Origin of the sequence: Pantoea sp. CCBC3-3-1 (assembly GCF_007981265.1) — a bacterium.
Lineage (GTDB): Bacteria > Pseudomonadota > Gammaproteobacteria > Enterobacterales > Enterobacteriaceae > Erwinia.
Genome location: NZ_CP034363.1, coordinates 3,715,526 through 3,737,804 on the forward strand (window position 1 = coordinate 3,715,526; position 22,279 = coordinate 3,737,804).

Annotated in this window: 18 protein-coding genes, 1 other RNA gene and 3 pseudogenes; 12 read left to right on the forward strand and 10 right to left on the reverse strand. The window is 49.1% G+C overall.

Annotated features, from left to right (window positions below; translation table 11 throughout):
- Positions 1-18 precede the first annotated feature (18 nt).
- From rseC to rpoE, 4 genes are read right to left on the reverse strand one after another with little or no spacing between them, the layout of a single operon-like run.
- A complete protein-coding gene (gene rseC / locus EHV07_RS17360) occupies positions 19-483 on the reverse strand; it encodes a SoxR-reducing system protein RseC (protein ID WP_147199305.1) in 465 nt (154 codons plus the stop codon).
- Complete coding sequence (rseB, locus tag EHV07_RS17365; RefSeq protein ID WP_147199307.1) at positions 480-1,433, reverse strand: sigma-E factor regulatory protein RseB; 954 nt, start codon at positions 1,431-1,433, stop codon at positions 480-482. Before rseB ends, rseC begins: the two co-directional genes overlap by 4 nt.
- Complete coding sequence (gene rseA / locus EHV07_RS17370) at positions 1,433-2,083, reverse strand: anti-sigma-E factor RseA (RefSeq protein WP_147199309.1); 651 nt, start codon at positions 2,081-2,083, stop codon at positions 1,433-1,435. The genes rseB and rseA overlap by 1 nt, the downstream gene beginning before the upstream one ends.
- A gap of 30 nt (positions 2,084-2,113) precedes the next feature.
- On the reverse strand, positions 2,114-2,689 hold the full coding sequence (gene rpoE / locus EHV07_RS17375; protein WP_147199310.1) for an RNA polymerase sigma factor RpoE: 576 nt from the start codon (positions 2,687-2,689) through the stop codon (positions 2,114-2,116).
- A 461-nt stretch (positions 2,690-3,150) separates the two neighbouring features.
- Here rpoE and nadB point away from each other — a divergent pair, with 461 nt between their 5' ends.
- On the forward strand, positions 3,151-4,752 hold the full coding sequence (gene nadB / locus EHV07_RS17380) for an L-aspartate oxidase (protein ID WP_147199312.1): 1,602 nt from the start codon (positions 3,151-3,153) through the stop codon (positions 4,750-4,752).
- On the opposite strand, the gene EHV07_RS17385 is transcribed toward nadB, so the two are convergent.
- Positions 4,753-5,490 (reverse strand): tRNA1(Val) (adenine(37)-N6)-methyltransferase, encoded by a 738-nt coding sequence (locus EHV07_RS17385; protein ID WP_147199313.1) that lies wholly within the window; start codon positions 5,488-5,490, stop codon positions 4,753-4,755. It abuts the gene before it with no gap.
- A 132-nt stretch (positions 5,491-5,622) separates the two neighbouring features.
- Here EHV07_RS17385 and srmB point away from each other — a divergent pair, with 132 nt between their 5' ends.
- Positions 5,623-6,954: an ATP-dependent RNA helicase SrmB gene (gene srmB / locus EHV07_RS17390; protein WP_147199315.1), complete on the forward strand. Its 1,332-nt coding sequence runs from the start codon at positions 5,623-5,625 to the stop codon at positions 6,952-6,954.
- 243 nt (positions 6,955-7,197) lie between these two features.
- Here the strand turns inward: srmB and grcA are convergent, their stop codons facing one another.
- Positions 7,198-7,581: an autonomous glycyl radical cofactor GrcA gene (grcA, locus tag EHV07_RS17395; RefSeq protein WP_147199317.1), complete on the reverse strand. Its 384-nt coding sequence runs from the start codon at positions 7,579-7,581 to the stop codon at positions 7,198-7,200.
- 280 nt (positions 7,582-7,861) lie between these two features.
- Here grcA and ung point away from each other — a divergent pair, with 280 nt between their 5' ends.
- Positions 7,862-8,548 (forward strand): uracil-DNA glycosylase, encoded by a 687-nt coding sequence (ung, locus tag EHV07_RS17400; protein ID WP_147199319.1) that lies wholly within the window; start codon positions 7,862-7,864, stop codon positions 8,546-8,548.
- An 87-nt stretch (positions 8,549-8,635) separates the two neighbouring features.
- On the opposite strand, the gene grpE is transcribed toward ung, so the two are convergent.
- Positions 8,636-9,217 (reverse strand): nucleotide exchange factor GrpE, encoded by a 582-nt coding sequence (gene grpE, locus EHV07_RS17405; protein WP_147199321.1) that lies wholly within the window; start codon positions 9,215-9,217, stop codon positions 8,636-8,638.
- A gap of 124 nt (positions 9,218-9,341) precedes the next feature.
- Between grpE and nadK the strand changes: the two genes are divergently transcribed.
- The 3 genes from nadK (at position 9,342) to bamE (ending at position 12,606) form a co-directional block, all read left to right on the forward strand.
- On the forward strand, positions 9,342-10,220 hold the full coding sequence (gene nadK / locus EHV07_RS17410) for an NAD(+) kinase (protein ID WP_147199322.1): 879 nt from the start codon (positions 9,342-9,344) through the stop codon (positions 10,218-10,220).
- An 88-nt stretch (positions 10,221-10,308) separates the two neighbouring features.
- Positions 10,309-11,970 carry a DNA repair protein RecN gene (gene recN / locus EHV07_RS17415; RefSeq protein WP_147199324.1) on the forward strand — a complete coding sequence of 554 codons (1,662 nt, stop codon included), beginning with the start codon at positions 10,309-10,311 and terminating at the stop codon, positions 11,968-11,970.
- A gap of 288 nt (positions 11,971-12,258) precedes the next feature.
- Complete coding sequence (gene bamE / locus EHV07_RS17420) at positions 12,259-12,606, forward strand: outer membrane protein assembly factor BamE (protein ID WP_147199326.1); 348 nt, start codon at positions 12,259-12,261, stop codon at positions 12,604-12,606.
- 64 nt (positions 12,607-12,670) lie between these two features.
- Here bamE and EHV07_RS17425 read toward each other — a convergent pair whose 3' ends face one another.
- The gene (locus EHV07_RS17425; protein ID WP_147199329.1) at positions 12,671-12,958 is read right to left on the reverse strand and encodes an RnfH family protein; all 288 of its coding nucleotides are present in this window, start codon (positions 12,956-12,958) and stop codon (positions 12,671-12,673) included.
- The gene (locus EHV07_RS17430) at positions 12,951-13,385 is read right to left on the reverse strand and encodes a type II toxin-antitoxin system RatA family toxin (protein WP_217363415.1); all 435 of its coding nucleotides are present in this window, start codon (positions 13,383-13,385) and stop codon (positions 12,951-12,953) included. The genes EHV07_RS17425 and EHV07_RS17430 overlap by 8 nt, the downstream gene beginning before the upstream one ends.
- A gap of 158 nt (positions 13,386-13,543) precedes the next feature.
- Between EHV07_RS17430 and smpB the strand changes: the two genes are divergently transcribed.
- The 3 genes and pseudogenes from smpB to EHV07_RS17445 all read left to right on the forward strand — a co-directional run bounded on the left by smpB (position 13,544) and on the right by EHV07_RS17445 (position 15,880).
- Positions 13,544-14,026, forward strand: a complete 483-nt coding sequence (gene smpB / locus EHV07_RS17435) for an SsrA-binding protein SmpB (protein ID WP_147199333.1) — start codon at positions 13,544-13,546, stop codon at positions 14,024-14,026.
- Positions 14,027-14,074: 48 nt separating this feature from the next.
- Positions 14,075-14,438: a transfer-messenger RNA gene (ssrA, locus tag EHV07_RS17440) on the forward strand.
- Positions 14,439-14,641: 203 nt separating this feature from the next.
- A pseudogene (locus EHV07_RS17445) lies at positions 14,642-15,880 on the forward strand (integrase domain-containing protein).
- A gap of 111 nt (positions 15,881-15,991) precedes the next feature.
- Here EHV07_RS17445 and EHV07_RS17450 read toward each other — a convergent pair.
- A pseudogene (locus EHV07_RS17450) lies at positions 15,992-17,153 on the reverse strand (IS30 family transposase).
- Between the two features lie 368 nt (positions 17,154-17,521).
- Between EHV07_RS17450 and EHV07_RS17455 the strand changes: the two are divergent.
- From EHV07_RS17455 to EHV07_RS17465, 3 genes and pseudogenes are all read left to right on the forward strand, one after another.
- A complete protein-coding gene (locus EHV07_RS17455; RefSeq protein WP_147199335.1) occupies positions 17,522-18,472 on the forward strand; it encodes a DUF1837 domain-containing protein in 951 nt (316 codons plus the stop codon).
- Positions 18,472-21,039 (forward strand): DEAD/DEAH box helicase, encoded by a 2,568-nt coding sequence (locus tag EHV07_RS17460; RefSeq protein ID WP_147199337.1) that lies wholly within the window; start codon positions 18,472-18,474, stop codon positions 21,037-21,039. Before EHV07_RS17455 ends, EHV07_RS17460 begins: the two co-directional genes overlap by 1 nt.
- A gap of 923 nt (positions 21,040-21,962) precedes the next feature.
- Positions 21,963-22,265: pseudogene (locus tag EHV07_RS17465) on the forward strand (integrase arm-type DNA-binding domain-containing protein); the annotation flags it as partial.
- Positions 22,266-22,279 lie beyond the last annotated feature (14 nt).

A 22,279-nucleotide genomic window follows, 5' to 3' on the forward strand; every position in this document is an offset into this window, starting at 1 on the left:
GGAACGACAGTGAGTCAATCAGGCATCCGTCTCAACGCGCAACGCGTCAGGCGGTAAGGCAACGCTCAAAATCACCGGCTGGAATGAAGCGGCTTTTGCCAGGTAGCTGGAAATCCCTTTAGCCACGATAAAACCGCCAATGCCACCGAGCAGCGCCCCCGCTGCCGCCGCCAGATCGCTGTGGAACAGCATCTGAAACAGGCCGGCAACCACAAACAGCCCCAACAGCGGCGTCATATAGACCAGCAGCGCTGAGCTGAGCAAACTTTTCTCTTCAATGCCAAGTTCAATACGCTGGCCGGGAGTGAGCGGTTCGGTGCTGGTGATTTTCATCACGTGGGCGTTTTTTGGCCCCAGCTTATTCAGCATATGGCTTCCACAGCCTTTACGCGCGGAGCAACTGCTGCACGAAGTTTTCAGTTCGGAATGCAGCGTGGCGACGCCGTTTTGCCAGGAGACCACAGTGGCCCATTCTCTCATCATTTTTTCGCACCTAATGTAATGCCGTCAGCGATTCGCTTGGCCGTTGATGGCGGAAGCTCGCCCACCACGGTAATTTCAGCATTATCGCGTATTACCGTCTCGACCGTACGACGCCCAGTGCGCAATAGCTGATTGGTGCTGTTTTTATCCGCCATGCTGACGTTAATGGAGAAGCTGAACAGGCCATCGGAGTACAGCCGTGACTCAACCGGCTTATTAAGCGAAGGAATTTGTCGGCGACTTTGTGTCACCTCCTTCATGCCGCCGGGCAGCCAGCCTGCTTTCCAGTTAAAGGTGACCTTGTCGCTGACCGGCACCGACAGTGAAGGCGGCAGACTGGCTTTTTCCAGGCTCTGCATCATTTTGCGGATGCCTTCGTCCACGGCAAAACTGACCACGCGATACTGTTCCAGCGTTTCACCGTCGCGGTCGAGTAAGTCAACGCGCAATGGCAACCTCGTCTCGCTATCCAGCCAGACAATATAGCTGTAACGCGTGCCATCGCGGGCCACGATGCGGATCACCTCACACATCTGATCGGCAATGCGTGTCCGTCCAACCGGGACAAAGTCATAAATGGCAGACAGCTGCTTAAAGTCGGCGAAAACCAACGACGGCAAAGAGTCGACGATATGCTCACCAGCCAGCGTAAAAGGTTCCAGGCCCGGTTCAAAATAGCTGATTTCGCTGCCGCGCTGAATTATCTCACGGCGGGGTCCGTCCATTTGCAGCAGCTGGGCATACACTTTGTTGTCCAGCACGGCATGACGAAAGCGTAAGGATTCGATCCCGAGCCTTGAGACGTTGATATAGGCGAGTTCGTAATTGAGTGACTGGCTGGCCTGCTCCATTTGTTGCAACAGCGCCCCGGAAGTGGTTTGCGCCGGGGCGAGCGTGGAGTACATCAGGCTGCCAGCCATAAGGCTGACGGCGCACCAAAGCTGCTTCATTACTGCTGCTGAATTCCTAACGACTGATTACCGGGAACCTGGACAGCGGCTTGCTGATCCGGGCTCTGCTCAAACTGCAGCCGATCGGAGTGCAAACGACGTTGCAATTCATAGTCCTGTAGCATTGCGTTCACGCGGCGACGCTGATCCTGCACCTGCTGTGGCGCGTTGCTGTTAGTCGCGCTTTCGGAAGGCACGCCAAGGCTGACAGGCGATGCCTGACCCATCATCGGCAGCGTATTGAACACCGGCGAATCTGACTGGCTCTGCCCTTCCTGCGGCTGGTTATAGTGCTGAACGCCGACGATAACCGCCAGAGAAACACAGGCCGCAACGCCAACCTGGGTAATCTGCGCAGCCCATGGGCGCACCTTGTGCCAGAACGGCATATTTCCATAGCGTTCCGGCGTTGGCTGCGCTTCAGGGATCAGCGGCGTGGTATTCTTCAATGGCTCATTTTCGATAGCGGCAGCCACACGGGCAGCAATATCGAAATGCATAACCTGTCCCACATCGCCGCGCAGGGTATCGCGAATCAGGTGATAGCTTTCCCAGTTTTTTTGCAGCGTCGCGTCTTCAGACAATGCGGTCAAAACTTCGTTATCCAAAGTTTCGCCGTCCATTAAAGCGGAAAGTTGTTCTTTCTGCATGCCTCAGTACCCTTCCTTTAGCCGCTATCGCTAGCGTTGGATAAGCGGTTGAATTTTATTATCAATGGCTTCGCGCGCGCGGAAAATACGGGAACGAACCGTACCGACCGGACACTCCATGATGGCGGCTATCTCTTCATAGCTCAGGCCATCCAGCTCCCTGAGAGTGATCGCCATACGCAGATCTTCAGGCAGCGTCTCGATGGTGCGAAAAACCATCTGTTTCAATTCTTCCGACAACATTAAGTTCTCAGGGTTCGAAATTTCTTTCAGTGCACCTGCACTTTCAAAGTTTTCCGCATCATTTGCATCCACATCGCTGGCGGGTGGACGACGCCCCTGAGCTACAAGGTAATTTTTGGCCGTATTGACGGCGATTCGGTAGAGCCAGGTATAAAAAGCGCTATCGCCACGGAAAGAGTCCAGCGCCCGATAGGCTTTAATAAATGATTCCTGCACTACATCAGGCACATCTCCTGAGGGAACATAGCGGGAAACCAGGCTCGCCACTTTATGCTGATAGCGTACTACCAGTAAATTGAACGATCGCTGATCTCCTTTCTGGACTCGCTCTACGAGAACCTGGTCCGTTAACTGCTCGCTCATCCGAGGTAATGTCTCCCCAAATCTTTATCCACGCGTTTAAGAACTAACCGCAATAACTCATACTTTTCGAGCAAGCATGCGCTCAGACTGATGATCATGAGTAAAGTTCCATTACGCCATTATATTTGTGATGTTGTGAAGGTAAGGATGGACCGGCGATTGTTGTTGTGCGTTATGACGGATAGTCCGCTGCCGGTTTTTGCTTTTGTCGCAAAAAGATCCCCTTCAACGCCGCAGAGTACCCCAAGAAGCCCATTTTTTCATCTTAAAATCATGCGGCCCGCTTTCTGTTCGGCATAGTAAACGCTGCGGGTAATAATTCCAGTCCATAAGTGCAATCTCAGACAACTCTGCACGCATGACGTGGGTTTTTTACCGCAAATGGGCGCAAAAAAAAGCGTGACCGCGCCGGGAAGTTGCGGTTATGCTCAACAAACAACCTGTTTAGTAAATTAAACACTATGACCTCTTCATCAGAATACAGTTGTGACGTGTTAATCATCGGGAGCGGCGCGGCCGGTCTTTCACTGGCGCTTCGTCTGGCGGAAAATCATCAGGTAACCGTGCTGAGTAAAGGCCCGGTTAGCGAAGGGTCAACGTTTTATGCTCAGGGCGGTATTGCTGCTGTTTTCGATGAAACCGACAGCATTGAATCCCATGTAGAAGATACGCTAATCGCTGGCGGCGGGCTTTGCGATCGCGAAGCGGTTTCCTTTATCGCCAGCAACGCCCGGGATTGCGTGCAATGGCTGATTGACCACGGCATGCTGTTCGATAAAGAAAGCCCTGACACCCACGATCCTCGCTATCACCTGACGCGTGAAGGCGGTCACAGCCACCGACGCATTCTGCACAGCGCGGACGCAACCGGACGCGCGGTTGAAAACACGCTGGTCAGCCAGGCGCTGAGCCATCCCAACATTCGCCTGATTGAACGCAGCAACGCGGTCGACCTGATCGTTTCCGATAAAATCGGGTTGCCTGGCGAACGACGCGTGGTGGGCGCTTACCTCTGGAACCGCAAACGGGAAAAAGTTGAGACCTGCCGCGCTCGCGCTGTGGTATTAGCCACAGGCGGTGCCGCTAAGGTTTATCAATACACCACCAATCCTGATGTGGCTTCCGGTGACGGTATTGCCATGGCGTGGCGGGCGGGATGCCGGGTCGCCAATCTTGAGTTTAACCAGTTTCATCCCACCTGCCTGTTCCATCCTGAAGCCAGAAATTTCCTGCTGACAGAAGCGCTGCGAGGCGAAGGTGCGTTACTGAAACGTCCGGACGGCACGCGCTTTATGCCGGATTTTGACCCACGGGCAGAGCTTGCTCCCCGGGATGTCGTGGCACGGGCTATCGATCATGAGATGAAACGGCTGGGCGCTGACTGTATGTATCTGGATATCAGCCATAAACCGGCCGATTTTATTCGGGCGCACTTCCCGATGATTGATGAAAAGCTGCAAACGCTGGGCATCGATCTGACCAGAGAACCCATCCCAATCGTTCCCGCCGCGCATTATACCTGTGGCGGCGTGATGGTGAATCAACAGGGGCGAACCGACGTTACTGGCTTATACGCTATCGGCGAAGTCAGCTATACCGGTTTGCACGGCGCAAACCGCCTTGCTTCCAATTCTCTGCTGGAGTGCCTGGTTTACGGCTGGTCAGCAGCCGGCGACATCCATGATTATTTGCAGCAGGTTCCTTTAGCAGAAACCCTGCCAGCCTGGGATGAAAGCCGCGTCGACGATTCGGATGAGAGAGTCATCATTCAGCATAACTGGCACGAACTGCGACTGTTTATGTGGGACTACGTGGGCATCGTGCGCACCACCAAGCGGCTGGAGCGCGCGCTGCGCCGTATCAGCCTGCTGCAACAGGAAATTGATGAGTACTATGCCAATTTCCGCATCTCTAACAATCTGCTGGAGTTGCGTAATCTGGTGCAGGTGGCAGAGCTGATTGTGCGTAGCGCCATGGCGAGAAAAGAGAGTCGCGGGCTGCACTACACGCTGGACTACCCGAACAGGCTGCCGGAAGCGAAGCCGACCATTCTGGTTCCCTGATTAGCGGAACAGATAAAACTCGCGGGTCAGGCTGCAATGGGCTTCAGAATAGCGCTGATCGGGCCCACGAATCGTCATCCGGTCAATAAACTGCTCGCCCGGTTTAGGGGAAAGCGCCAGCAAGACGCGGTTAGGCGGACGCGTTTCGTTATCTGAGATGTCGGTACGGAAATGCAGATGCCAGCCGCGCTGTAATGCCAGCTCCACCAGCGCATTACCGGCTGTGGCGGGCAAAACCACACAGAAATAACCTTCTTCCGTGATCAGCGCTTCCGCACAGCCCAGCAATACATCGTGCGTCAAATCCGTGGTGTAGCGGGCAGACGCTCGTTCCGGCGTCGCGCACTCCACGCCAGGCACAAAGTAAGGCGGATTACTGACAATCAGCGAATAGCGCTGCTCACATTTTTCCGTCCAGTGACGAATATCGTGTTGATGAACGGTAATACGATCGGCCCATTTTGACGCCGCGGCGTTTTCCCGCGCCTGTCCGGCTGCCTGTTCATCCAGCTCAACAGCCTCGATCCGCACGTTTTCAGCAGTACGCTGCGCCAGCATCAGCGCAATCAAACCGCTGCCAGTGCCGATATCGAGTACGCTTGTCGCACCCGCTACGGGCGCCCAGGCACCCAGCAACACGCCGTCCGTGCCGACCTTCATCGCACAACGATCGTGAGCGACAAAAAATTGTTTAAAGGTAAAACCATTAGCGCGCAGATGCGCTTTCTGTTGCGACATTTGACTGACCTGAAAGGGAAACGGCGCTAGCATAGGACAATTGAGATACAAGGAAAAGTCATTCAGACCACACAAACAGATGAAGATCGTGTTCAATCTGTCTATAATCAGCGCCCCAAACTGAGGTAGACCATGACTGTAACCACTTTTTCCGAACTCGAACTTGATGAAAGCCTGCTGAATGCCTTGCAGGAAAAGGGCTTCACGCGCCCCACTGCTATCCAGGCCGCTGCGATCCCGCCTGCACTGGAGGGTCGCGACGTTCTGGGTTCGGCACCAACCGGTACAGGCAAAACAGCGGCTTATTTGCTGCCTGTTCTACAGCATCTGCTCGATTTCCCGCGTAAAAAATCCGGCCCGCCACGTATCCTGATCCTGACGCCTACGCGTGAACTGGCTACGCAGGTTGCGGAGCAGGCGCGCGAACTGGCGAAGCATACCCATCTGGATATCGCTACCATCACCGGCGGCGTCGCCTTTATGAACCATGCTGAAGTGTTCAGCGAAAACCAGGACATCGTGGTAGCTACCACCGGTCGTCTGCTGCAATACATCAAAGAAGAGAACTTTGACTGTCGCGCCGTCGAGACGCTGATTCTGGATGAAGCCGACCGCATGCTGGATATGGGCTTTGGTCAGGATATCGAAACCATTGCTGCTGAAACGCGCTGGCGTAAGCAAACGCTGCTGTTTTCCGCCACGCTGGAAGGCGATGCGATTAAAGACTTCTCTGAGCGCCTGCTGAATGAGCCGGTTGAGATTGAAGCCGATCCTGCCCGTCGCGAACGTAAGAAAATCCAGCAGTGGTATTACCGTGCTGATGATATCAAGCATAAAACGGCGATGCTTATCCACCTTCTGAAGCAGCCTGAAACGACGCGCGCCGTGGTCTTTGTGCGTAAACGTGAGCGTGTGCATGAGCTGTGCGGCTGGCTGCGTGATGCAGGCATCAACACCAGCTATCTTGAAGGCGAGCTGGAGCAGTTCAAGCGTAACGAAGCGATTAAACGCGTTGTTGAAGGCCGTGTTAACGTGCTGGTTGCGACCGATATTGCGGCACGTGGCATCGATATCGATGACGTCAGCCATGTGTTCAACTTCGATATGCCTCGTACTTCTGATACCTATTTGCACCGTATCGGCCGTACCGGTCGTGCTGGTAAAAAAGGTATTGCGATTTCGCTGGTCGAAGCGCATGACAACCTGTTGCTGGGTAAAGTTAGTCGCTACATCAACGAGCCGCTAAAAGCCCGTACCATCGATGAGCTGCGTCCGACAACCCGCGCGCCTAGTGAAAAACTGAACGGCAAACCGTCGAAGAAAGCGCTGGCGAAACGCAAAGAGAAGAAAGAGAAAGAGACTGAAGAGACTAAGCCGCGCGTGAAGAAACGTCACCGCGATGCCAAAAATGTCGGTAAGCGTCGTAAGCCAAGCTCTGCGGCTAAAACAGACAGCGCTGAATAAATCATCGCTACAACAAAAAACCGCCTGATGATGGCGGTTTTTTTTTCACTAAACATCTGGAAATACCGGATTCACAACGATTGAATCTTTCCAGCTGCTATCAGGCATGAGTTATCTTTACATTGCTGAGATAAAGCAATAAAAATCCTTTTTTTTCAGAAGATTGTACAAAATTCACCCCTGATGCAGTTTTCAAACACGAGAGATATTTCCCTGGTGTTAACGCGCATTTACCGCTGTGAATTACAGGCTTTCTGTAAAGGTACGTGCGATAACGTCGCGTTGTTGCTCTGGCGTCAAAGAATTAAAGCGAACAGCATAGCCGGAGACGCGAATGGTCAGCTGCGGATATTTTTCAGGATGCTTAACGGCATCTTCCAGCGTTTCACGGCGCAGCACGTTTACATTCAGGTGCTGTCCACCTTCTACGCGCACCTGGGGTTTCACTTCCAGTGGGATCTCACGATACTCAATCTGTCCGAGATCGCTAACCGGCACGATCTGATCTTCCTGATACTGCGCTTTAGCACACACACAGCGCGCTTCAGCTTTTTCGTCATCCAGCAGCCAGAAAGAGTTGAGCAGGGCCGTATTCGCTGCTTTTGTAATTTGAATTCCGGAAATCATAGTGTTGCCTCCCAGGCGGTTTAACGCCGATCGACGATCGGCAGTGAAAAACGGATTAAATTTACTGTGCAACCTATATAACAGGCTGAGAACTGAGCAACTTTGATTGAAATCAATAACGCGACTTCGTCAGATTTGAGGCATATTTCAACTTTTTGATTTATCGACAGATTAAGCGGTAATAACACGAACTTTTTTTGTAAATTTAAACTTTTTTTTAATTTTATCGTGCTAACGATTCGCGTTAAGCTACGGTCTGATTACCCCAAAGGAGGCGGACATGGTCAATGCACTGACCTGGCACGATGTGCTGGCAGAGGAAAAAGAAAAACCGTATTTCATCGAAACGCTGTCAAAGGTGGCAAAAGAGCGCGCGGCCGGTAAAACCGTTTACCCACCGCAAAAAGATGTGTTCAATGCATTCCGGCTGACAGAACTGGGCGAAGTGAAAGTGGTGATCCTCGGTCAGGATCCGTACCATGGCCCCAATCAGGCACACGGTCTGGCCTTTTCCGTTTTACCGGGCGTGGCGGTTCCGCCTTCGCTGGTGAATATGTATAAAGAACTGGTGACTGATATTCCGGGATTCGAGCGTCCTAACCACGGCTTTTTGGAAAGCTGGGCGCGTCAGGGCGTGCTGTTGCTGAATACGGTGCTAACCGTGGAAGCCGGTCAGGCACATTCTCATGCCCGCTTTGGCTGGGAAACCTTTACCGATCATGTTATTGCGGCCATCAATGAACATCGTGAGGGCGTCGTGTTTCTGTTGTGGGGTTCGCACGCGCAGAAAAAAGGCAGCATCATTAACAGAGATCGCCACCACGTATTACAGGCGCCTCACCCTTCCCCGCTGTCGGCACATCGCGGCTTTTTCGGCTGTGGCCACTTTTCCAAAACCAATCAGTGGCTGGAAGAACATAACCAAAAGCCGATCGACTGGATGCCTGCGCTGCCGCGTCAGGATTAAGCGCTGCGGGTTTCTGAACAGGTCAATCACCGCGGATTTACGCGCATAAAAAAAGCCCCGAGAGGGGCTTTTTTTAAATCAATGCAATCAGCCTTTGGCTTTTGCTACTGCAACCATCGCCGGGCGAAGCAGGCGACCGTTCAGCGTGTAGCCACGTTGCATCACCATCAGCACGTGGTTTGGTGCAACGTCTTCAGACTCAATCATCGACATCGCCTGATGGATTTCCGGGTTGAACGGCACGTTGACATCGCCAACTACTTCCACACCGAATTTACGTACGGCGCCCAGCAGGGATTTCAGCGTCAGATCGATACCTTCGATCATTGCAGCCTGCTCAGCATTGTCTTTATCTGCAACTTCCAGCGCACGCTCCAGGCTATCGACAACCGGCAGCAGCTCGTTAGCAAATTTTTCCAGCGCAAATTTGTGCGCTTTTTCCACGTCCAGTTCGGCACGGCGACGGATGTTCTCGATCTCAGCCTGCGCACGCAGTTGGGCTTCACGTACGCCACCCTGCGCCTGCTCCAGCTGGGCTTCCAGCTCGGCAATCCGCTCGTCGCGTGAATCCACCACTTCTGCTGTCTCTGCGTCCTGGTTTTTTGCCTGTTCCATCTCAATATCGTCTGAGACTTGCTCGTTTGGTGTGTTCTGTTCTTTACTACTCATGAAATTCTCCGCGTTTGTGCACATTCATCTCGCTGGTTCGCTTATTATGGGGATCAGAATTGCGGTTTCAAGGGAACCCGTCACATTGTCTGAGGTAGTTTACCTCATGAGGAACGCCAGCATCATGAACAACCATTTCAACTGCATCGGTATTGTGGGCCATCCGCGCCATCCTACCGCGCTGACGACGCACGAAATGCTCTACCGCTGGCTCACCGCCAGGGGCTATGAAGTGATTATCGAGCAGCAAATTGCACGCGAGCTGAACCTCTCTGACGTCGAGACCGGCTCGCTGGCAGAGATTGGCCAGAAAGCCGATCTGGCGGTTGTGGTAGGCGGCGATGGGAACATGCTTGGCGCAGCGCGCGTACTGGCGCGTTACGATATTAAAGTGATTGGCATCAACCGCGGCAATTTAGGTTTTTTGACCGATCTTGATCCGGACAATGCTCAGCAGCAGCTCGCCGACGTGCTGGAAGGAAAATATATCACCGAAAGCCGGTTTCTGCTGGAAGCGCAGGTATGTCGTCAGGGACGCGATCCGCGTGTAGGCACCGCCATCAATGAGGTGGTGCTGCATCCCGGCAAGGTCGCGCATATGATTGAGTTCGAAGTGTATATCGATGAAACGTTTGCCTTTTCGCAGCGCTCCGATGGCCTGATTATCTCAACGCCAACCGGCTCGACCGCCTATTCGCTTTCTGCTGGTGGGCCAATTTTAACGCCTTCTCTGGATGCGATTGTAATTGTGCCGATGTTTCCGCACACGCTTTCAGCCCGACCATTAGTGATTAACAGCAACAGCACTATCCGGCTGCGCTTTTCCCATATGCGCAGCGATCTGGAAATCAGCTGTGACAGCCAAATTGCGCTGCCAATTCAGGAAGGCGAGGATGTTTTGATTCGCCGCAACGACGATCACCTTAATCTGATCCATCCAGAAAACTATAACTACTTTAATACGTTGAGTTCGAAACTCGGCTGGTCGAAAAAATTGTTTTAAAATCGACAGCCAGCTACTTTACTGGTTATAAAACCAGTATATACTGTATGAAAAACCATATCTGTGTTTTCATACAGGAACGTTAACGATGCTGGCACAACTGACCATCAGTAATTTTGCGATTGTTCGTGAACTTGAAATCGATTTTCAGCGTGGCATGACCGCGATTACCGGCGAAACCGGTGCGGGTAAGTCTATTGCAATTGATGCTTTAGGCTTGTGCCTGGGCGGTCGCGCTGAAGCCGATATGGTGCGTCAGGGTGCGACCCGCGCCGACATCTGTGCCAGATTTTCCCTCAAAGATACGCCATCCGCCCAGCAGTGGCTGGTTGATAACCAGCTTGATGAAGGTAACGAGTGCCTGTTGCGTCGGGTTATCAGCAGCGACGGCCGTTCACGTGGCTTTATCAACGGTACCGCCGTCCCCCTTTCCCAACTGCGCGACTTAGGCCAGCTGTTAATTCAGATCCACGGTCAGCACGCTCACCAGCTGTTGCTGAAGCCTGAACATCAGAAAACGCTGCTGGATGGCTACGCCGGTGAAACCAGCCTGATGCAGGAGATGGCGCAGAGCTATCGTCAGTGGCACCAGAGCTGCCGCATCCTTGCGCAACACCAGCAGCTGTCGCAGGAGCGCGAAGCCCGTCGCGAGCTGTTGCAGTATCAGCTGAAAGAGCTGAACGAATTTGCGCCGGTAGCGGGCGAATATGAAAACATTGATGAAGAATATAAGCGTCTCGCCAATAGCGGGCAGCTGCTTTCAACCAGCCAACAGGCGTTGATGCTGCTCGCCGATGGTGAAAGCAATACGTTACAGAATCAGCTGTATACCGCCCAGCAGCTGCTGAGCGAGCTGGTTTCGATGGACGACAAGCTGAACGGCGTCTGTTCAATGCTGGATGAGGCCGCTATTCAGATAAGCGAAGCGAGCGATGAGCTGCGCCATTACTGCGAACGTCTGGACCTCGATCCTAACCGGCTTTACGAGCTGGAACAGCGCCTGTCACGCCAAATCGCCCTGTCGCGCAAACACCATATTTCGCCGGAAGATCTGCCCGTCTTTCATCAGCAGCTGCTGGAAGAGCAGGCGTTGCTCGACCAGCAGGAGAGCGATCAGGATGAACTGACGCTCGCCGTGACTAAGCATCACAAAATCGCCCTGAGCTGTGCTGAACAGCTTCATCAGCGCCGTGCGCACTACGCCGAAGAGTTGAGCCAGCTGATTGGTGAAAGTATGCATACGCTGTCGATGCCGCACGGTCAGCTGGCTATTGAGGTACAGTTCAATAGCGATCATCTTACGGCTGAAGGGGCTGACCGCATCGAGTTCCGCGTTACCACCAACCCTGGCCAGCCATTACAGCCGCTGTCGAAAGTGGCTTCAGGCGGTGAACTCTCCCGCATCGCGCTGGCGATTCAGGTTATCACTGCCCGCAAGATGGATACGCCTGCGCTGATTTTCGATGAGGTGGATGTGGGGATCAGCGGCCCAACCGCTGCGGTGGTCGGTAAAATGCTGCGCCAGCTGGGGGAATCGACTCAGGTCATGTGCGTGACTCACCTGCCGCAGGTTGCAGGCTGTGGCAATCAGCATTTCTACGTCAGTAAAGAGACCGACGGCGAAATGACCGAAACGCATATGCGACCGCTGGATAAGCGCGCTCGTCTTCAGGAACTTGCCCGTTTGCTGGGCGGCAGCGAAGTCACGCGTAACACTCTGGCGAATGCGAAAGAGCTTTTAGCGGCCTGATACCGCACTTTTTTGGCCCCTTGTGGTCATAAGCTTGTTCCGTAGAGGTTTCAAACTGCGGAAAGGTTTATTATCATCGGCTTCTTACGCTGTTATCGAAGCGATAATCCGATACAGCCAGATGCCGGTCATTGATGCACGGGATATCTGGCGTAACTGTTGTCGCCAGCGTGAGTCAGGTTAAGCAGTTTTGCATGGCGAGAGCGCAGGACTGCCGATCGGATTCAGGCTGGCAAATAAAATAGCCAGATGCCCAAGGTGTTGGCCCGAAAAGGAATAAAGATACTTATGCGCTGTAAAACGCTGACTGCTGCGGCGGTGGTTCTTCTGATGATGACCGCTGGATGTTCCACTCTGGAGCGAGTGGTTTACCGGCCAGACATCAACCAGGGAAACTACCTGGTTGCGAATGACGTTTCTAAAATCCATACCGGCATGACCCAACAGCAGGTGGCTTACACCCTGGGCACGCCGATGATGCGCGATCCTTTTGGTAGCAACGTCTGGTATTACGTTTTCCGTCAGGAGCCAGGCCATGAGCCTGTTAAGCAGCAGACGCTGACGCTGACCTTTGATGGTAGCGGCACGCTGACTAACATTGATAACAAACCTGAACTGGCTTCAGGCAAGCAGTAACAGAACAGCAACGGTGACGTAATCCGTTGCGCTGAGGTTTGACAGATAAGGCGCTTTTAGCGCCTTATTTTTTTGCCGCGCGTTCGGCGCGCTGACGACGTAGCTCTTTTGGATCGGCCAATAGCGGACGATAAATCTCAATCCGATCGCCGGCCTGCACCTCATCGCCCAGCTTCACCGGACGACTAAAAACGCCAACCTTGTTGCGGGTAAGATCGATATCGCTGCGCAGCTCCAAAATGCCTGAAGCCTTGATTGCCTGCTCAACGGTCGCGCCCTCTTCCACGTTCACCGTGTAGAAATACTGTTTTTCCGGTAAGGCATAAACAACTTCGACCGCGATATTAGGCACTGTAGACCTCTTTAGCGCGCTTGGTAAACGCCTGAACCATGCTGCTGGCCAGCTCTTTGAAGATGCGGCCGAAGGCCATTTCAACCAGCATATTGGTAAATTCAAACTCCAGGTTTAGCTCTACCTTGCAGGCATCTTCGCTCAGCTCGGTAAACACCCAGCCGCCTGTCAGCTTACGGAACGGCCCATCTACCAACTGCATGTGAATGCTCTGATTGTTGGTCAGCGTGTTGCGCGTAACAAAGGTTTTGCTGATCCCGGCCTTGGAAACATCCACCGATGCCGTCATCTGCTGTTCACTGGCATCCAGTACCCGGCTGCCGGTACACCCTGGAAGAAACTCCGGGTAGGCATCCACATCGTTTACCAACCGGAACATTTGCTCAGCACTGTAGGGGACCAGCGCGGAACGACTAATCTGGGACATAACATTTCCTGTTAATCTTAAACTTTTCAATAATACCATCGACGGCAAACAAACAAAAATTCTCAGCCGCCAGCGTTCTGCTAAAATAGCGCTTTTCCCCGCGCTTGTTGTTACAGGGGATGCCATCATTCACCGCTTCATGTACACTAAGTTGCACTATGACAAAGAAAAAAGCACATAAACCCGGTTCTGCCACCATTGCCATGAACAAGCGGGCGCGCCACGAATACTTCATTGAAGAAGAGTTCGAAGCGGGTCTGTCGCTCCAGGGATGGGAAGTCAAATCTCTCCGTGCAGGTAAGGCGAACATCAGCGAAAGCTACATCATGCTACGCGATGGCGAAGCGTTCCTGTTTGGCGCCACGTTCCAGGCGCTGACTGGCGCATCTTCTCACGTGGTTTGCGATCCTACCCGAACCCGCAAGCTTCTGCTGAAGCAGCGCGAGCTGGATACCCTGTTTGGCAAAGCCAATCGCGACGGCTACACCATTGTGCCGCTGTCGATGTACTGGAAAAACGCCTGGGCCAAGCTGAAAATCGGCGTGGCGAAAGGTAAACGTGAGCACGATAAACGCGACGATATTAAAGATCGTGAGTGGAAATTAGACAAAGCACGTATTATGAAACACGCAAATCGCTAACCTACTGGCATAGCGACAGGTTTTTCGTTATACTGCTTCACAGTACTTGGGGCTGATTCTGGATTCGACGGGATTTGCGAAGCCCAAGGAGCATGCCGAGGGGCGGTTGGCCTCGTTAAAAGCCGCAAAAAAATAGTCGCAAACGACGAAAACTACGCCCTAGCAGCTTAATAACCTGCTAAGAGCCCTCTCTCCCTAGCCTCCGCTCTTAGGACGGGGATCAAGAGAGGTCAAACCCAAAAGAGATCGTGTGGATGTCCTGCCTGGGGCTGAAGCACTAAATTCAATCAGGCTAGTTTGTTAGTAGCGTGTCCGTTCGCAGCTAACCGGCGAATGTAAAGACTGGACTAAGCATGTAGTGCCGACGGTGTAGTAATTTCGGACGCGGGTTCAACTCCCGCCAGCTCCACCAAATTCTTGATCGATGGCCACCAGAACCATTCGATGAAGTCCTGAAAGCCCGCAAAGTGAAAGCTTTGCGGGCTTTTTTGTGCCCTCAATTTGTCCCGCAAAGTCCGAACTCAACTATTTAAATCCGAACCTTTTAGGCACCTTGTTAGGCACCTCATAAAGCTTTATTGTTTTTGAGGTGCCTAAAACTATGGAAACCCGGCAATGGCAAGACAAACTAAACCTCTCTCCGTTAAGGAAATCGAATCTGCCAAACCCAAGGAAGCGGATTACGTTCTCTATGATGGCGAGCCTTGAGCTACTCATCAAATCCAGCGGGAGTAAAATCTGGCAGTTTCGCTACATTCGCCCTGTCACCAAGAAACGTGCGAAGCAGAGCATAGGCCCTACCCGTCAGTTACGCTTGCTGATGCCAGAACCTATCGAGCAGAGTCTCGCTTTCTCCTGGCGAAACAAACCGATCCACAGGAACATCAGCAAGAACAACTTCGCAGTTCGCTGGAAACCAAAACTAATACTTTTCAACTCGTGGCAGAACGTTGGTGGAACGTGAAGAAAGCCAGTGTGACAGCGGACTATGCAGAAGATATCTGGCGCTCTCTTGAGAGGGATGTCTTTCCTGCGATTGGAGACGTTAGCGTTGCAGATATTAAAGCTCATACACTGGTTCAGGCCGTTCAACCTGTTAAGGCCAGAGGAGCATTGGAAACTGTTCGTCGCCTGTGCCAACGCATTAATGAGGTCATGATCTATGCCCAAAACACGGGGCTAATTGATGCGGTTCCTAGTGTCAATATTGGAAAGGCATTCGAGAAGCCGTAGAAGAAAAACATGCCCAGCATTCGTCCCGATCAGTTGCCTCAGCTAATGCAGACAATGCGAACGGCTAGCATTAGTCTTTCAACACGATGCCTGTTCATGTGGCAACTTCTTACCATCACCCGCCCTGCCGAAGCGGCTGAAGCCCGTTGGGAAGAGATCGATTTCAATGCTAGCGAATGGAAAATTCCTGCAGCTCGAATGAAGATGAACCGGGACCATACGGTTCCACTATCCGATGAGGCTCTCTCTATTCTGGAAATGATGAAGTCACTCAGTGGTGGCCGAGAGTTTATCTTTCCCAATCGCATTAAGCCTACCCAGCCGATGAACAGCCAGACAGTGAATGCAGCTCTTAAGCGTGCAGGCTAAGGGGGCGTACTCGTATCACACGGTTTACGTTCTATCGCTAGTACGGCACTCAATGAGGAAGGATTCCCGCCTGATGTCATTGAAGCAGCACTGGCTCATGTAGACAAAAATGAGGTACGTCGCGCATACAACCGTAGCGATTACCTTGAGCAACGTCGTCCGATGATGCAGTGGTGGGCTAATTTTGTTAGCAAGGCCGATAGTGGGAGCATTGTTGAAAGTGGGAAAACGGGGTTAAAACTTGTGGGCTAAGTTTTGAGCTGGACTAGTGTTTTCCTAGCAAGGTGCATTGGCTCAAACCTGTCTTGGATGAATCGTAGATAGATCGCAATCGAATCTGATAGTCTGGTTTGTGCTGTGAGTTCAACCGATGGATGCAACACATTGATTGAACAGCTCTGCGGGTGATTCATAGTCTAGCGTTTTTCTCGGCCTCTCGTTGAGCTGTCTGGCGACACGGTTTAGTCTTTGTTGGCTGTGAACTGATAAGTCCGTTCCTTTTGGAAAATACTGTCTGAGTAATCTGTTTGTATTTTCATTTGAGCCGCGTTGCCAGGGAGATTGAGGATCACAGAAATAAATCTGAATGTCTGTCGCTACAGTAAATTGGGTGTGGCCAGTCATTTCAGTCCCCCGATCCCATGTTAGTGTTTTATAAAGCTCAACAGGTAATTCCCGGGCTTGTCTTATGAGCGCAGATATAACCGTTATGGTCTTGTTGTCTCTGATTTTGGCCAGCATAACAAAGCGGGAATGGCGTTCTACGAGAGTGACGATACAGGAGTTTTTCGAGCCCTGGATCAGGTCACCTTCCCAGTAACCCGGTATGGCTCTGTCTGCAACTTCAGGTGGCCTTTCGCTTATTGGTATCGCATCCGGGATTGATCCTAACCCTTTCCCTTTAAGCGATGACGTTCTGGATCTACGAACCGCTCTTCCGCTTCTGAGGCATTGCGGCAGCTCTTTTTTTTAATGCCCCCCGGGTTTGTATAAAAAGCGTTTTATAAATCGTTTCGTGTGACACATGCATTTCCTGATTATCCGGATAATAGCGTTTCAGCCAACCGGCGATCTGTTCCGGTGACCAGTCCTGATGCATCTTCTCTGCAATGATTTTACACAACGCGGGGCTTTCAATTAGCTTGCAAGGTTTTGGTCTCAGAGCATTTTCCCACGCAGTAGCATCGGCTTTAGCTGCACGGTATTGTTTAGCACCTCCGTGCCTCCTGACCTCGCGGCCAATCGTTGAGGGCGCTCTTGATAATTTGGCGGCGATGTCCCTGATACTGAGTTTTGCTATCAGCCCTCTGGATATCTCCTCTCTTTCATCGAGCGAAAGCGCTAACCGGTGCCGCTTTCGCACGGGAGGGCGGTAGCCACCAGTCTGGTGGATAGTGGGCATAATAGAAGAATGATATCTGTCGAACATTCTGGCGATATCATGCAGGGAATCACCTTGCTTATATCTGTCCCAGATAATCGCCTTCTGCTCTGGCGTGTAGTTGATCCGCGTTCTTCGTTTCATGGCAACGTCCCCCCTTGATTAAGGATAGCGTTGCATCGACCCATTGAACTCACAGCGTTCTTCGGACATAGCTAACAGTATCTAGTATGAGTCAATGCGGATCTGGCCAGATACGTTAAAAATCAAGAAATGGCTAGAAGGTGTTTTACTCTTTTACCAGAGTAGAGTAGATTGAAGGGGAAAATTGATCAACTCAATAATTTGCTAATGCTATATGAACGGTAAATTAAACAAACACACCACTTTCATCGGGCTCATTAATAGCAACCTGTGACTTTCCCAATTTCAAGTTCTCTTATCGCTTAGGCGATTAAAGAATGGTGGCTTTGCGTTTCATTTTAAGTAATTTCTAATTAAAAGGACTTTACATGGATGCTTTACATGCAGCTTTAGAAAAACTTGCAAGAAATGATGGGGATACTCTTAGTAGCTATTTTCATGAAATTGAATCTCACTCACTGATTGAAGGTACATCCGCTACATGCCACTTTCATTGTGTAAATCTCGATGGTAGTGGAAGACCTAAAATCGATACCATGATTGAGTATCTGATGGTAAACATAATAGATTATGCCATCCCAAGGAGTAAAATTAACGCTGCACTTAAACATCAGCAGCTTTCTGGAACGACGGTAAAGTATGGGAAATTATTCCTACAATCATTGAGTTTATTTACTCGCCTCGCAAACAGTGGAGAAGGAGGTGAACTCATTTTATTTTTATTTGCAGAGCGATTTTTAAAACTACCACAGATAATATGTAAGATGAGTTTAAAAACTAGCTCTCAGATGCATTTCCATGGTGCTGACGGTGTGTATATGGGGGTTGATCGGGAGACCAAGAAACTTTGCCTATATTGGGGAGAATCTAAGCTTTATTCGAGTGCCACTAGCGCTATCTATGAATGTATGAAGAGCGTTGCCCCCTTGGTTTCAGGAAATATGGGTTTGGAAAGTGCCGAATCTCGAGATATGCAATTACTTACCGACTTTATGAATCTGGATGATCCAGAGCTTGAAGATGCGTTGAAGAAGTTCCTTGACCCAGATGATCCCGCGTTTAATCAGTTGGAGTATAGAGGTATATGTTTAGTCGGTTTTGATAGTAAAAACTATCCAAAAGACGCCCATTCTCAGACTCTCGAAAACTTAGTTGCAAATATTAGATTAAAGTTTGAGCAGTGGCGGTCACGAGTTAAAGATCGCCTATCAGAAGAAAAACTTAATAGATTCTCAATGCATGTATTTATTTTACCATTTCCTTCAGTTGAGGATTTTAGAAAAAAACTTTTAGGCTCCTTTTCAGGAGATAGCGAATAATGAAAAGCCTACCTAATTGGTTAATAAATAACCCTGGATTTTACCGAAAATTTAAAGCCCTTAACATTGAGTCTGTGATCAATCAGTTTCCTGATTTGCAACCTCTTGAATCAGGCTCACCAGATAGTGATGATATTGGCTACTTATTGACCTGCGGAAGTGTTCTTTCTCAGTCGGATAATGATTTGTGTCAAGATGCAGCACTAAGGATCGCTCAGTTTTGCTTGCAAAATGAAAGCAGTGAAGTTAGGAAAGATCATGCTGCACTAATACTTGATACACTGTCAAATTATGCAACGTTAAATCTGGCTGTTAAAAAAAACCTTATTGAAGGCAAATTTGAATTAAGATTACCCATAGCTGGTCAAGTAGAAGTCACACGCCGTAAAATTGAACACAGTGTTGAGGTTGGAACAGAGAAAGATATTTACGTAAACAGATTTCAAGCTGCGTTTTGGGATGCTGCATTGGAGAGTGAATGGGTCAGCGTTTCTGCGCCCACGTCTGTAGGTAAATCATTTATATTAGAGTCTTGGGTAGAGGATTTTATTAGTAAAAATAAGAAGTGTGTGGTTGTCTACCTAGTTCCTACAAGGGCATTGATAACAGAAGTATCAGACTCATTAATTAGGGCTGTGGGTGGCAGGGGGGATGTTAATATACAGTCCTTACCATTAAGAAGCTCATTTGATGCGGACAAAACAAATATTTTTGTTTTCACACAAGAACGGTTAAACATTTTCAATAATTCTTTAAATGGCGCCTTCAAGGTCGATTTATTAATAGTTGATGAGGCGCATAAAATTGGCGACTCAATGCGTGGGATTTTCCTGCAATATGTATTAGAAATGACATGCACCAGAAATTACAAAGTGAAAGTTATATTTGCAAGCCCGTTCACATCAAATCCAGAAGTATTGTTAACAGATGCACCTCATAGAGTAAGAAAGAGCGTTGTAAAAAGTAATTATGTAACTGTAAATCAGAATCTTATCTGGGTTGAACAAAAAGCATTGAGTAGTAAAGATTGGTCAATGTATTTGTTTTTAAGAGATGAAAAAAATCATGTTGGGGATTTTAAACTAGAATTTACCCCATCGCATGTCAGTAAAAGGTTACCATTTGTTGCGCTTTCTCTCGGAAAACATACTAATGGAAATGTTGTGTATGTTAATGGAGCCGCAGAAGCAGAAACTACGGCACGCCAATTGTCAGATGGTATTGATAGTCCAATTCAAGATGACGAGATTGAAAATCTAATTGAATTAAGTAGAAAGGTTATACATGAGAGGTTTACCTTAAATTACACACTGAGAAAATCGGTAGCCTATCACTACGGCAATATGCCGATGATTATCAAAAGTGAAATTGAACGTCTCTTTTCGAAAGGAAAGTTACGTTACTTAGTTTGCACATCGACGTTGGTTGAAGGTGTAAATATGGCATGTAAAAATATCTTTATAAGAGGTCCTAAAAAAGGAAGAAGCACACCGATGGGACCTGACGATTTTTGGAATCTAGCTGGGAGAGCGGGACGTTGGGGTAAGGAATTTCAGGGGAACGTTATCTGTGTTGACACCAATAATGAGAAAATCTGGAATGGTACTCCACCGATAAGTAAAAAAGATATTAAAATAGTTCGAGCGACAGACGGTATTAATGAAAAGGTGGATGACCTTTATTCATATATTGACTCCCCACATCATTACGGCATGACCCAAAGAAACCCGGGATTACAAAGCTTATTAAGCTACCTGTGTATATCTTCATATTTTCATGAAGGTTTAGTTAATAATCCATTTTTTGAAAAATATGGATTAGACGATATAGACAACCTTGATCGTGCAGTATCTGAAATATTAGATAGCTTGGATTTCTCTCATGATATAGTTGCAAGAAATCCGGGAGTAAGCCCAATTTTAATGCAATCACTGTGGGAAAGATTTAACAAAAAACAAGACTCAGAACTAGAATCACTGCTATTATCAGATCCTTCGGATTATCATGCACTTCAATCTTATGTCGCTGCTTTTACACGTATATCTGATACTATGAGTAAATCTCTTGGTCATAACTCCCGTGGTGCCTATCTCATAGCTTTACTGGTAGTAAACTGGATGAGAGGTTATCCATTAGCACGTTTAATAGCCGGAAAAATAGCTCATCTAGAGAAGAAGAATGTAGTGTTTAAGGAGGCGTCTGTTATCAGAGAAGTAATGGAAGATGTGGAAAAAATAGCTCGTTATGAAGCACCTAAATTGCTCTCTTGCTACAACGACCTCCTCAAGGATTTTTATATTTCACGAGATAGAGGCGATCTTGTAGACAGAGTTGAAGATATTGGGGTTTTCCTTGAATTAGGTGTAAGCTTAAAAACTCAAATATCTCTTATCAGCATTGGATTCTCTAGGACTTCGGCTGTTATGATTTCAGAATTCATTGCCGCTGATAACTACGATGAATTAGATTGTAAGGCTTGGATTGAAAATAACTATTCGACATTAAACGGCCTACCTGAATTGGTTAAGTTTGAGATATATTCGATATTTAATAACTTAAATATATAACCCTTTCTTTATTGAGTGTAATTAATAAATACCTTGACCCAAACGAATGGGTCATCAAGTAGTAATTTATGTTTTTTGTCAAAAAATAATTCAATTAACTTGGGGTTATTTATAATGATAAAAGCGTTTAAATTTAAATTAGTTAAGGCTGGTGTTTAAAATTAATGTTATTAAGAGCACTCTAACTTGGTGTAATCAGTTCTGAACTGCCAGTATTAATTAAGACAATCTACTGTACCAACTTCCGCTCATGGCGTTTCGAGGCTACGGCTAAGGCTTAGTTGCGAATGGCTGACCTGCACCGGAGTTACCAATACTGACAATTATTAGCTACTTCCGCTCATGGCAAAAGCTGACTATTGCCCTCATTCACCACCTGATCACCTCACATCACGCATACCGCCTTCGGCCAACTCTTAACGTTTTGGCTAAGGTGATCACTCTTAGTGCACACTTGCGCATATCCCACTTTAAAGCCTTCACTATCTAACGTGATGAAATAACGATAGAAAAACCAAAAGTGAACAGTGTGAACACCTTCCTCTTAAATCATTTTATTTGGATTTTGGGCTGGCCATTGCTTATCCTAGCAAAGCCGTTCCGAGGTATGAGATCCTATAATTGGTACACACTTAGGTACACGGAACAAAGTTGAATTGGATAAAACCCAAATTTTACATTAGCTTGCGTAGCCTATTCAGATTCCGCCAGCCCACAAGAACCATCCGATGAAGTCCTGAAAGCCCGCACGGCGCAAGCCCTGCGGGCTTTTTTGTACCCTCAATTTGTCCCGCGAAGTCTGAAACCAACTAATTAAATCCGAACCTTTTAGGCATCCCGTAAAGCTTTATTGTTTTTGAGGCGCCTAAAACTATGGAAACCCGGCAATGGCAAGATAAACCAAATCTCTATCCGTTAAAGAAATCGAATCCGCCAAACCTAAGGAAGCGGACTACGTTCTCTATGGTGGCGACAGCCTTAAGCTACTGATCACATTCAGAGGGAGTAAAATCTGGCAGTTTCGCTACATTCGCCCTGTCACTAAAAAACGTGCGAAGAAGAGCATGGACCCCTACCCGTCAGTTACCCTTGCCGATGCCATAAACTATCGGGCAGAGTCTCGTTCTCTCCTTGCGAAACAAAGCGTTCCTCATGAGCATCAGCAAGAACAACTGCGCAGTTCGCTTGCAGCTAAAACCAATACTTTCCAGCTCGTGGCTGAACGTTGATGGAATGTGAA